The 12055-nt window shown below is 65.6% G+C and carries 10 protein-coding genes and 1 pseudogene; 7 read left to right on the top strand and 4 right to left on the bottom strand.

Annotated elements, in window-relative coordinates; translation table 11 throughout:
- Positions 1-2 precede the first annotated feature (2 nt).
- The gene (locus KRR38_RS04340) at positions 3-758 is read right to left on the bottom strand and encodes a 3-hydroxybutyrate dehydrogenase (RefSeq protein WP_217398961.1); all 756 of its coding nucleotides are present in this window, start codon (positions 756-758) and stop codon (positions 3-5) included.
- Positions 759-853: 95 nt separating this feature from the next.
- Here KRR38_RS04340 and KRR38_RS04335 point away from each other — a divergent pair, with 95 nt between their 5' ends.
- The 4 genes and pseudogenes from KRR38_RS04335 (at position 854) to KRR38_RS04320 (ending at position 4453) form a co-directional block, all read left to right on the top strand.
- Positions 854-1732, top strand: coding sequence for a neutral zinc metallopeptidase (locus KRR38_RS04335; protein WP_217398960.1), 879 nt, complete (start codon positions 854-856; stop codon positions 1730-1732).
- A gap of 43 nt (positions 1733-1775) precedes the next feature.
- Positions 1776-2465, top strand: a complete 690-nt coding sequence (locus KRR38_RS04330) for a hypothetical protein (protein ID WP_217398958.1) — start codon at positions 1776-1778, stop codon at positions 2463-2465.
- Between the two features lie 53 nt (positions 2466-2518).
- Positions 2519-3666, top strand: a pseudogene (locus KRR38_RS04325) (alpha-hydroxy acid oxidase).
- Between the two features lie 109 nt (positions 3667-3775).
- Positions 3776-4453, top strand: coding sequence for a hypothetical protein (locus KRR38_RS04320; RefSeq protein ID WP_217398956.1), 678 nt, complete (start codon positions 3776-3778; stop codon positions 4451-4453).
- An 82-nt stretch (positions 4454-4535) separates the two neighbouring features.
- Here the strand turns inward: KRR38_RS04320 and creD are convergent, their stop codons facing one another.
- On the bottom strand, positions 4536-5963 hold the full coding sequence (creD, locus tag KRR38_RS04315) for a cell envelope integrity protein CreD (RefSeq protein WP_217398953.1): 1428 nt from the start codon (positions 5961-5963) through the stop codon (positions 4536-4538).
- Between the two features lie 87 nt (positions 5964-6050).
- The gene (locus KRR38_RS04310; protein WP_217398951.1) at positions 6051-8135 is read right to left on the bottom strand and encodes an FAD-dependent oxidoreductase; all 2085 of its coding nucleotides are present in this window, start codon (positions 8133-8135) and stop codon (positions 6051-6053) included.
- Between the two features lie 198 nt (positions 8136-8333).
- Here KRR38_RS04310 and KRR38_RS04305 point away from each other — a divergent pair, with 198 nt between their 5' ends.
- Positions 8334-9095, top strand: coding sequence for a hypothetical protein (locus KRR38_RS04305; protein WP_217398949.1), 762 nt, complete (start codon positions 8334-8336; stop codon positions 9093-9095).
- 40 nt (positions 9096-9135) lie between these two features.
- On the opposite strand, the gene KRR38_RS04300 is transcribed toward KRR38_RS04305, so the two are convergent.
- On the bottom strand, positions 9136-10077 hold the full coding sequence (locus tag KRR38_RS04300; RefSeq protein ID WP_217398947.1) for a TauD/TfdA family dioxygenase: 942 nt from the start codon (positions 10075-10077) through the stop codon (positions 9136-9138).
- 218 nt (positions 10078-10295) lie between these two features.
- Between KRR38_RS04300 and KRR38_RS37300 the strand changes: the two genes are divergently transcribed.
- Together KRR38_RS37300 and KRR38_RS04290 are read left to right on the top strand one after the other, a co-directional pair.
- Positions 10296-11423, top strand: a complete 1128-nt coding sequence (locus KRR38_RS37300) for a sensor histidine kinase (RefSeq protein ID WP_217398945.1) — start codon at positions 10296-10298, stop codon at positions 11421-11423.
- Positions 11420-11776 carry a response regulator gene (locus tag KRR38_RS04290; protein ID WP_217398943.1) on the top strand — a complete coding sequence of 119 codons (357 nt, stop codon included), beginning with the start codon at positions 11420-11422 and terminating at the stop codon, positions 11774-11776. Before KRR38_RS37300 ends, KRR38_RS04290 begins: the two co-directional genes overlap by 4 nt.
- Positions 11777-12055 lie beyond the last annotated feature (279 nt).

The raw sequence follows: 12055 nt of genomic DNA, 5'->3' as shown, positions 1-12055 counted from the left end.
CATTATTCTGCGGTCCAGCCGCCATCCATGTTCATGTTGGCCCCGGTGATATTGTCGCCCGCCGCACTGCACAGGAACACGGCCATGGCGCCGACGTCCTCGGGCTGAACGAACCGCTTGGTCGGCTGGCGGACGAGGAGGACGTCGTTGATGACTTCCTCGCGGGTCATACCACGGGCCTTCATCGTATCGGGAATCTGGTTTTCGACCAGCGGCGTCCAGACATAGCCGGGGCTGATGCAGTTGGCGGTGACGCCGTCCGTCGCCAGTTCGAGCGCCAGCGTTTTGGTCAGTCCGGCGAGCCCGTGCTTGGCCGAGACATAGGCCGACTTGAACGGCGAGGCGGTGACCGAATGGGCGCTGGCGACGTTGACGATCCGCCCCCAGCCCGCCAGCTTCATATGCGGCACGGCAAGGCGGCTGGTGTGGAAGGCCGCGGTCAGGTTGAGCGCGATGATCATGTCCCACTTGTCGACCGGGAAGTCCTCGATCGGCGCGACGTGCTGCATGCCGGCGTTGTTGACCAGCACGTCGACCGGCCCTGCCCCGGCCATCAGCGCCTCGCAGCCTTCGCGCTGCGACAGATCCCCGGGCACGTGGCGCGCCGACAACTCCTTGCAGAGCGCGGCGATCGTTTCGGGCTCGCCGAAGCCCGAGAGCACGACTTCGGCGCCTTCGGCATGGAGCGCGCGGGCGACGGCGAGGCCGATCCCCGAAGTCGACCCGGTCACCAGGGCACGCTTGCCTTCAAGGAACATGCTCGACTCCATTGGGTTGTAAGCTAAACTTTGGACGCGATTGTATTTCGCACTTGCGGCATGGCCTGCGCAAGTGCGGCACGGGGAGGATGCCGATGCGGCTCGACGATTTCGATCCCAATTCCGTCGATGTCGAGGATCAGCGCGGCGGGATGCTGCCGATCGGCCTGAGCGGCGGCCGGATCGGCTGCGGTACGATCGTCATAGCGCTGATCGCCGCGCTCGTGTTTGGCGTCGATCCCACGCAGATGCTCGGCGGCCTCCAGGAGGCGCAGCAACAACAACAGCAAGCCGGACCCGCGCAGCGCCAGGGTGGCAGCACCGCGCAGGAGATCTGCACGGTCAACGAACTCAGCAAGGAAAGCTGCAACGCGCTGTCCTCGCTCAACAAGACCTGGGAGCCGCTGTTCGCGCAGGCCAACATTCAGTTCCGCCGGCCCAAGCTGGTGTTTTACTCGCAGGCCGGCCGTTCGGGCTGCGGCGCGGCGCAGAGCGCGATGGGGCCGTTCTACTGTCCGACCGACCAGGGCATCTATCTCGACACCGACTTCTACCGGCAGATGGAGCAGGACCTCGGCGCCAACGGCCAGTTCGCCCGCGACTATGTGATCGCGCACGAATATGGCCACCACATCCAGAACCTGCTCGGCCTGTCGGACCAGATCCATAGCCTGCAGCAGCAGAACCCCAGCAAAGCCAACCAGCTTTCGGTCCGGCTCGAGCTGCAGGCCGATTGCTATGCGGGCGTCTGGGCGGCGAAGAACAAGGACCGGATGGAGCCCGGCGATATGGAAAGCGGGCTCAACGCCGCGCACCAGATCGGCGACGACACCCTGATGAAGAACGCCGGCCAGCGTCCGATGGAAGACGCATTCACCCATGGTTCAAGCGCCCAGCGCACGGAATGGCTGCGCAAAGGGTTGCAGTCGGGGAACGAGGACGCGTGCGACACGTTTGCCGATCTGAAGCGATAATTCGAGCCGCAGCGACGGCCGAGCGTTCCGTTGGAGGGTTAACATGCGCAAGGTGACACTTTCGGCTCTTTCCGCATTCGCCATGCTGGCGTCGCCGGCGCTCGCGGCTGAACCCGGCAAGGCCGACAAAGCCGACGAGCCGACGAAACCGATGAACGAACGGGAACCCAACGCGACCGACGTTGCGGCCACACCCGCAACCGATCTCAATCTCAAGAAGGAAGAGATTCCGCCGCTGCTCGTCGCCGCGCAGGAACGGCCCTATTCGCTCCGGGGCGTGAGCACCTGCTCGCAAATCGGCGCGGCCGTGGTCGAGCTCAACGGCGTGCTGGGCGAGGACATCGACGTACCGCAGAGCGAAAGCCGGAAGATGTCGGCTGGCCGCGTCGCGCAGTCGGTGGTCGGCTCGTTCATTCCGTTCCGCGGCGTGATCCGCGAAGTATCGGGCGCCAATGCGCACGACCGCGCGGTGCAAGCCGCCATTCTCGCAGGCGTGGCCCGGCGCTCGTTCCTCAAGGGCATCGGCCAGGGCAAGGGCTGCCGCTACCCCGCCCGTTCGGCCACGCTCGAAGTATTCAACGCCCGGATGGCGGCGCTGAACGAGGGCAAGGAACCGCCGAAAGCGAAAGCCGACGATGCCGAACCCGCGCCGCGTTCCGCCCAGCGCGAATCCCGCGGCGAGGCGCGCGCGGTCCGCTACGTTTCGCGGCCGGTAGTCCAAAGCGCCGACTGACTGCCTATTTGGCGAGGATTGTTGCCGGCGGGGCTTTGCGCTAGCCCCCGCGCATGCGCCTGACCGACTGCCACAACATCGACGATTTTCGTCTGCTCGCGAAACAGCGCCTGCCCTGGCCGGTATTCGACTATATCGACGGAGCCGCCGACGACGAACTGACCAAGACGCGCAACACCGCGGCCTATGCCGATTGCGACCTAGTCCCCGACGTGCTGGCGGGGGTCGCGGACATCGATACCTCGGTGACGATCCTCGGCCGCAAGAGCGCCTTGCCGCTTATCCTGTCGCCCACGGCGCTGCAGCGCGTGTTCCACTGGCAGGGCGAGCGCGCCGTGGCGAAAGCCGCCGAGAAGTTCGGCCTGTGGTTCGGCATCTCCAGCCTCGCCACTGTCAGCATCGAGGAGATCGGCGCGCTGGTCTCGACCCCGAAGATGTTCCAGTTCTACTACCACAAGGACCGCGGGCTGAACCGCTCGATGATCGAGCGCTGCCAGGCCGCGAAGTTCGACGCGGTGGCGCTGACAGTCGATACCATCGTCTCGGGCAAGCGCGAGCGCTGCGCGCGTAGCGGCTTCACCTCGCCGCCGAAGTTCACGCCCTCCTCGGCGTTGTCCTATGCGATCAAGCCGCGCTGGGCGCTCGACTACGTGTTTCGCGAGAAGTTCGCGCTGCCCAATCTCGATACCCATGTGCAGGAAGGCACGGGCGAGGCAGTGTCGATCGCCGGTTACTTCAATACGATGCTCGACCCCTCGATGGACTGGAAGATGGCCGAGCAGTTGCGCGAGGACTGGGGCGGCAAGTTCGCGCTCAAGGGCGTGATGAGCGTTGCCGACGCCAAGCGCGCGGTGGAGATGGGCGCCGATGCGATCATGATCTCGAACCACGGTGGCCGTCAACTCGACGGCAGCCGCGCCCCTTCGACCAGGTGCGCGAGATCGTCGACGCGGTCGGCGGTGACATCGAAGTGATCTGCGACGGCGGCGTGCGCCGGGGCACGCATGTGCTGAAGGCGCTGGCGGCGGGCGCCGATTGCGCCTCGGGCGGGCGGCTCTACCTTTATGCGCTGGCCGCGGCCGGCCAGGCGGGCGTCGAACGCGCGATCGGCCTGCTCAAGGATGAGATCGAGCGCGGCATGAAGCTGATGGGCGTGACCAGCGTCGATCAGCTGAACCGCGACCGGCTGCGCTGGCGCTAACCCGTAATTCCGATCACCCTGAGCTTGTCGAAGGGCTGTACTTCCTAGTCGGTCGCGGCAAGAACAGAGCGATCCTTCGACAAGCTCAGGACGAACGGGAGAGAGGTCAGTGACTTACAAGCTGGTCTATCTCGCTCGCCGCGCCGCCAAGGTGACGCGCGAGGAATGGCCGCGCGCCTGGAAGGGCCATGCGGTATTCGCCAGCCAGTTCCCCGCGCTCGAAGCCAAGATCGACTGGCTGCGCTACTGCAACCGGGCCGAATTAGACCAACCAGGGCTGAGCCAGGCGCACGACGGAGTCGCGGTGGCGGCGGGGCCGACCCTCGAAGGCCTGATGGCCTCCGGCATGTCGGACGAGGATCGGGCCCGGATCGAAGCCGACGAACTGCGCGTCTTCGACATGCCGACGCAGAACTTTACCTACTACTGCGAAGAAGACGTGCTCCACGACGGCCCGCTCGGCGAAGCCGCGGTCTGGCGCTTCTTCAAGCGCCGGCCCGGCACCTCGCGCGCCGAGTTCACCGCGAGCTGGGACGAGCACCGTCCGATCCCGCCGAGCGCGACCCGCTATGTCCGCAATCACCCGATCCACGATCCGCTACCGCTGTTTCCGTTCGACGGGATCGGCGAATGCTGGTTCGCCAGCCTGGAGGAAGCCGTGGCCTCGACCGGGGTCGCTCGGATCCCGCCGTTCTGCGATCCCGATGGCTGCGTGACGCTGATCACGACGGTGAGCCACTTGTGGCCGAAATCCCACGTCGTCGCCCCCGCGAAGGCGGGGACCTAGATAAGCTCACCTCGACAACGCGAAGGCAGCGTTAGGGCGAGCCCTTATCTAGACCCCTGCCTAGGCAGGAGTGACGGCTGGTTTATGGCGCCGGCTGCACCTCCACCTCACGCCGGCCGACATTGTTCCAGTCGACCTTGCGCGTCGCGTACATCACCCCGGCGAGCGCCGCGAAGAGCAGCACCGAGCCGATCAGCAGCGACCAGGCCTCGAGGTTCAGCAGCACGAATAGCAGCGCATAGAGCCCGACGAGCAGCGCCCCGATGAAGCGCGCGCGCTTCCAGCTCTTGAGAACCGCCGCGCTGTAGGCGGTCAGCAGCCCGATGATCGCCGCCGAAGCCAGCAGGTAGGCGCCCGTGAAGCCGATCACTTCAGCGAAAGCCAGCAGCATGACGAAGAACAGCACGAGCCCCGCGCCGGTCAGCAGGTACTCCGCCGCCGCCACCCGCGCGCCGGCGACGATGTCGAAAAGCAGGAAGGCCAGGAAGGTGAAGCCGATGAACAGGAAGCCGTACTTCACCGCGCGGTCGACCTTGGAATAGAGATTCACCGGCTCGATCAAGCCGACGGTGACGGCGAGCGCCTGGCCCGAATTAGCTTCGGCACCGGGGCCGGAAACGACGCTGAAGACACGCGATTGGCCGCTACCGTCATCAATCGCAGGCGCTCCCTGATCATCGGTGGAAACCGGCGCCTGGCCGAGCGCGAGCTTGTCGACTGTATAGCTAGCCTTGAATCCCTTGTCGGAAATGCTCGGCTTCTCGGGCAGGAAGGCGCCGCCGAAGCTCGGGCTTGGCCATGCGGAGGAAACGTCCCACTTGGTCTGGCCGCCGCGGGGCACCAGGCTCAGCGAGCGGCTGCCGCGCAGGCCAAAGGCGTAGTCGACCGCCAGGGTGCCCTCGCCCTTCCACGGCACGAAGGCAAAGAAGCCCTGCCCGCCCGTCGCCGCCGGTCCTTTGCCGGGCTGGACGGCCAGCGGCTGGCCGTTGGCGGTCAGCGTGCCGCCCGTCGTTAGCCCGCGCGCGTCGGAAGCGCCCATGCGCAGTTCGGCACGGTCCCACATCAGCGTCTCGGCCGTGACGCCGAAGCGCGGCAGGTCCGCCGGCAGCGCGAAGCTGGCCTTGCCGGTGACCTGGGCTTCATAGAGCACCGAGCGGTAGATCGACTTGCGCCGCTCTTCGGGCTTGACGCTCGTGGTCACCCTGTTCGCGGTGGGCGAGATGTAGAGCTGTTTCTCGACCTCGACCGTGCGCGTCGTGGTCTTACCGTCGGAACCGGTCTCGTTCTGCGTCTCGGTCGTGCGGAAAGGCACGACGATCACCGGGCCTGCCAGAACCTGCGGCCCACCCCAGCCGGCGTTGATCGCAGTCTGGGCGGTCTCGGACTGGCTCTGCCGGTCCCAGACCAGTGCGTAGACCATCATCAGCGGGATCACGAGTGCCAGCCCGATGAGGCTGGCGAACAGCAGCTTGATCCCCGGCGAGCGTTCTTTGCGGACAGGTTCGGTCATGAAATCCCCCTTGATGAAAACGATTCGTCGTACGTGTAAAACGGTTCATCGGCATCGGCGATCGCGGCTTGCTCCGGCCTGAACGGATCAGCGCCGCGGAATGTCGGCCGGGAGCATCATGGTCGCCGGATCGTCGGGCGCGAACCAGGCTTCGGTGAAAGTGGTGGGTGCGTCGGGCTCGCCGATGAGGCGGGCAAACTTCTGACCTTCGTAGGGCGCCGCGGCAAGCATTCGCGCGGCCAGGGCATCGCCGATCGTGTAGAGTTGTGACACTTTGCCTTCGAGCGCACGGGCGATCCCGTCGACCGGCTCGCGCGCGGTGGAGAGGATCACCGCGTCGGCAGGCTCGCGGAATTCTTCTTCGGTGTGGACGTCGTAGAGCAGCACCGCGCCCTGCTCGATCCGGCGCAGCCAGGTGCTAGGGCGCAAGCGCACGCCGGCGCGCTTCATCCGCTGGACGATGTAGCGCTCTTCCCAGTTGTCGGTATTGCGCCCCGAGACCGGCGAATAGGTGGCGGTGACGAACTGCACATCGGCTCCGCCACTGGCCAGGATCTCCGCGATGCCGGTACCCGTGTGATAGCCCTCGGCGTCGAGAATCACGACCTTGCCCGCAGGCCGGGCACCGCCGATCAGCACGTCCTCGGGGCGGTAGACCAACGACAGATCATGCCCTGGAATGTCGGCATCGAGCGTGATGCTGCGCCCGCCCGGGCTGTAACGCGCGCCGGTGGCAACGATCACCGCGTCGGGCGCTTCGGCGAGGACCATGTCGGCGCTCGCCTCGACGCCGAGCCGGACTTCCACGCCGAGCCGCGCCAGCTCGCGCTCCCACCAGTCGACCGCGGCGGCATAGTGCTCGCGGCCGGGCAGGCCGGCCCAGAGCGCCAGTGCCCCGCCCAGCCGCTCGCGGCTCTCGATCAGCGTGACCCGGTGGTCCCTGCGCGCGGCGACGCGCGCCGCTTCCATCCCGCCAGGCCCGCCACCGACCACCACGACCCTGCGGGTGTGCGTTGCCGGCACGAAGCTGTCCTCCCCCCAGAGCCGGTCGCGGTAGCTCGCGGGGTTGATCGAGCACCCCTGCGCGCCGTCGCCGCCCGCAGCCGTGCACCAATTGCAGGCAATGCAGGTGCGGCTCAGATGCTCGAGCCCGTCGCGCGCGTTCTGGACGAAGCGCGGCTCGGCGATCAGTTGGCGGGCCGAGCCGACCATGTCGCAGACGCCGCTCACGATCGCCGCTTCGGCATCGCCCATGTCGGTGATGTTGCCGAGCACGCTGAGCACAGGCACCTTGCCCGCCGCGCCGCGAACCTGCTCGACGAAGCGACGGTAGTACTGCTTGCGCTCGAACCCCGTCGGCATGCCGTGGTGGAACTGCTGCGGTTCGAGCCCGACGTCGAGGTCGATGTAGTCGAGCAGGCCTCGTTCGCAGAGCGCCTTGACCACGGCAAAGGCGGTGTCGGTGCCGTAACCGCCCTCGATCTGCTCGTCGCAGTTGAAGCGCATGCCTACGGCGAAATCCTTGCCACCACCGTCGCGCGCCGCCTGTAGCGCCTCGACGACGAAGCGCATGCGGTTTTCCAAGGAGCCGCCGTATTCGTCGGTCCGGGCATTGAAGTAGGGCGAGAGGAACTGCTCGATCAGCGCGGCGTGGCTGGCGTGGAGCATGATCCCGTCGAAGCCGGCCTCGGCCATGTGCCTGGCAGTCTGGCGGATCGCGGCGAGCATCTCACGGATTTCGCCAAGGCTCATCGCCCGCGTCGAAACCCCGCGTCCGCCGTAGGCGAACTGCCGCACCGACGGCCCGAAGGCGGGGCCCGGCGGGCTCAGCGCCTGCCAGGGGCCCGGCCCAGTCCAGTGGTAAAGTGTCTCGCCGAAGATCTTGCCGCCCGCCGCATGGATCGCATCGGCCATGATGCGGAAGGCGGCAATGTTCTCGGGCGGATGCGGCGACGGCTGGCGCGTGCGACCCCGCTCGTGGATCGCCAGTGCAACGACGACGAGCCCGCAGCCCCCACCGCGTACCCGCTCGGCGCTATAGGCGACCAGATCGTCGAGCGGCTTGCTCCCGGCGCTGAGCGCCGAGCCGTGCGGCGCGAAGAAGTAACGCCTCGGCACTTCCACCGGCCCCAGACGGAGCGGCGAGAAGACATTGGGGTACTTGGGATGCATGGCCGTACCGATCCTCCGCCGATGTTATGCTTTGCGTTTACCTCAGGCGGCCGAGCACCATCCGTCAATAGTACGCACCTGTCATATTCCGTTCCGATCCATACCGCAGCGGATCGTTTCCTCATGGCAATCCCGGCGCGCGTCGCTAAGCAAGAACAGCTGCCATCGCGGGGGGCGATGGATCGACGGGGGGACAACATGGAATTCAGCGCGCGCGGTGTTCTTCGCGACATGATCGGTTTGCTTCGGTTGAGGCTGCCACTTCATCTGGCCTATGCCCTCGTCGCGGCTCTGTTCTCTGTCGCCTCGGCCCAGTTCACCAATGGCTATCTTCTCTCTCAGATAGCAGCGGGTTCCTTGCAGCCGGGATCGATGGCGCTCTCGCCGGTCTACTGGCTCAGCCTGCTGGTAAATGCCTTCATTACGGGATGGAGCGTCACCGGCATCACCGGATCGCTGCTGCAAGCGGAAGCGGACTCTCTTTCGGTGGCCGACATGGCAGCGATCTCGGCCAGAAACATCGGCAGATACCTCTTGCTCTACCTGATCTGGTATCTGGCCCTGATCGTGGGATTGATGTTCTTCCTCATCCCCGGCCTCTTCGTTCTGACCGTCTTCGCGGCGGCCATTCCAGCCATGCTCGACCAGAATCTCGGCCCGTGGGAAGCCTTGCAGGAGAGCCGGAGGCTCACCAAGGGCAAGCGCCTTCGGGTCTTCCTGACACTGCTGGCGTTGGGTCTTGCCATGCTCATCCCGATCTTCGCTGCATTCGTCGGCATCGGCACCGATCCGGCTGCGATGCTCAAGAACCTCCAGTCGAAACCGCCGAGCTGGCTGGCACTTTCCGTTGTCGCCGGCACTCTGATGACATTGATCCTGTCCGCCTACTTCGTGGCGCTCTATCGTCGCCTCGGCGGAGGTCGCGGCGTCACTTCGGAACTGCGCGACGCCTTTGCCTGACGAGAGATCATAGCGGCAGCCGACCGGACGCCAAGCGCGCTCAAGCCAGGGCGTCGGCCGGCTTGTTCCACTCTTCGAGCAGCGATCCCAGGCCGTAGTCGCCCTGGATCGTCGTGCGCAGCGGGTTGCGGTCGTAGCGCGGATCGTGGCCGCCGGCCGAATGCAGGAAGCGCCAGTTGTCCCAGATCACCATGTCGGTGCTTTTCCAGTCGTGCCAGTAGGGCCGGATCACCGCGTACATCTGGTTGATCAGTTCGGTCAGCAGCGCATCGCCCGCGGGCCCTTCCTGCCCTGCCACGCCGTCGGCCTGCCAGGGCGAGACGTGGAGCACCTTGTCACCGTTCGCCCGGGTCCAGACCGCCGGATGGACCGAGCGCGGGATCGGGATCGACGCCTCGAGAAGGCCCTGCGAGGTCTCCTCGAGCTGGATCAGCTTCCAGCTCTTGGGCAGGCCGAAGCGCTGGTGGTGGAACATGTTGTGCTGGTAGTAGATGACCGAGATCGGCTCGGCCCTGGCCTGCCATTCGGGCGGCAGCGCCTTGTAGAGCTCGACGCCATCCGCAAAGCCGGTCATGCCATCGCGCGGCGCGTTGACTTCCATGCGCAACAGCCCGGCGCGGTTGAGCTTTGGCACATAGCAGGCATCGAAATGCCAGCCGACATAGCCGGCGATCTGGCGGCCATCGATCTCGACGATGTTGGGCCGCTTGGTGCCGAGACTGATCAGGCCCGGATGCCGCTTGTTTTCGATGGCGAAGTCCTTGATCGCGTAGTCCTGGCTCGGCCCGAAGACGCCGCTCAGCGCGATCTGCATTTCCTCAGTCGGCTCCATGTCCTCGAACACGATGACGCCGCGGTCCTCGAAGGCGTCGCGTAACTGCTGGCGGATGGCTTCATCGGTGACGTTGGCCGAGGTGACACCGCTGATCCGCGCACCGAACGGATAGTCTTCTCCCAGCGGCCGGATATCGAGTTCCGCCATGCCTGCTCTCCCCGCGACCGTTGTCCCAATACGCTGTTCGGTCCGGCCGCCAAGCGAATGATCCGCCCAAAAGTCGCGAAAGGCAATCGTCCGTTTTGGATCAGTCTCCACGGCAGAAATGGCAGTTTTGCGTCGGTTGGCTTTTGAACCGAGCCTAGTGGTGTTATCCGGAACGGGCGGTCGCGGCAGATGATTTGGCCGGTTGGGGGTGAGATATGGTGGAGTGGCTCCAAGAGTTGTTCCTGACGCGCGGTCTACCGCCTCACGGATATTGCCTGCTCTGGCAACCTTCGCTGATCTGGACCCATGTCGTCTCCGACGCCGTGATCGCGGCAGCCTATTTCTCGATCCCGCTGGTGCTGGCGACCTTGCTGGCACGGCGGCGCGACATCGAATTCGGCTGGGTCGTGGTGCTGTTCGCCGTGTTCATCCTCGCCTGCGGCACGACCCATATCATGTCGATCCTGGTGCTCTGGGTTCCCGCCTACGGGATCGAGGCGCTGATCAAGATCATCACCGCGGTGGCCTCGCTGGTGACGGCGGTCGCGCTCTGGCCACTGCTGCCCAAGTTCGCCGCGATCCCCTCACCGCGCCAGTTGCAAGTGGCCAATGCCGAGCTGAGACGCGAAGCCGACGAGCGCGCGAAGACCGAGGAAATGCTGCGCCATTCGCAGAAGATGGAAGCGATCGGCCAGCTGACCGGCGGCATTGCGCACGACTTCAACAATCTGCTCACCGTGGTGATGGGCAACCTCGACCGCGCCTTGCGCCATGCCGGCGGGAACGAAGCGATCGAGCGCAGCCTGAAGAACGCTCTCTCGGCAACCGATCGGGCGGCGCTGCTCACCGATCAGCTGCTGACTTTCGCGCGCAAGCAGAAGCTCAACGTCAGCACGCAGGACATCAACGAGGTGGTCAGCGACGTCTGCTCGATGATCGAGCATACCAGCGGCGGCAACATCAGCCTGGTCTCCGAGCTCGACGCGCGCCCGCTGCCCGTCAGCGTCGACTACAACCAGCTGCAGAGCGCCCTGCTGAACCTGGCGATCAACGCGCGCGACGCGATGCCCCGCGGCGGACAGCTCGAGATCGGCACCCGCCGCCGCGACGGCCAAGTCTCTATCTGGGTGGCCGACACGGGCGCCGGCATGGATGCCGAAACGCTGAACAAGGCGACCGAACCGTTCTTCACCACCAAGCCGCTGGGCGAAGGGACGGGCCTCGGCCTCAGTCAGGTCTACGGTTTCGTCACCCAGGCGGGCGGCACGATGAACATCGTGTCCGAACCGGGCAAGGGCACGATCGTGACCTTGTCGTTTCCTTGCGCAGAGGGCGAGAAACAATGATCCGGATCCTGCTTGTCGAAGACGAAATGCTGCTGCGCGAACTGATGTTCGAGGAACTGAGCGAATCCGGCTACGCCGTGACCCCGATCGCCACGGCCGACGAAGCCCTGCGCCTCATAGAGAAGGACAAGGCCTTCGACCTGCTGTTGACCGACATCCGGATGCCCGGAGAGACCGACGGCTGGGGCCTGGGCCGGCGCGCGCGGCAGGTCATTCCCGCGATCCGGGTGATCTATGCGTCCGGCTATTCCGACCAGGGCAGCGACCTCTACGCGCACGAACGGTCGATCAAGAAGCCGTTCCGCCATGAACAGATCCTGGGGCTGATCGCGGACTTGGGGGTTGGGCGATAAGGCGAGATCGAGCGCTGTTTGAGTGATCGTCCGGAATGTTCGGCGGCGATCCCACACCTCGCTCTTCCGTGTGGCTGGCGCTTCCTTGTCGCTGAGGGCCACGAAGATGTGTGGTTCGACCAGAGCCTGCTTGAAGTATGACGGCAGCTCGGACAACGTTGGAGCCCGCGCCGAAAGTCCAAGATGTCGGCGGCAGTTGCCTCGGCCGCTTGCGGTCACGCATATTGCTGAACGTTAACATCGGCTCCATCGTTGGGAGATTGCTCAGGCCCCATCCTT

It is taken from the genome of Novosphingobium sp. G106, assembly GCF_019075875.1.
Lineage (GTDB): Bacteria > Pseudomonadota > Alphaproteobacteria > Sphingomonadales > Sphingomonadaceae > Novosphingobium.
Note: the sequence above shows the minus strand (reverse complement) of the source record. Positions and strands in the feature narration are given on the sequence as shown.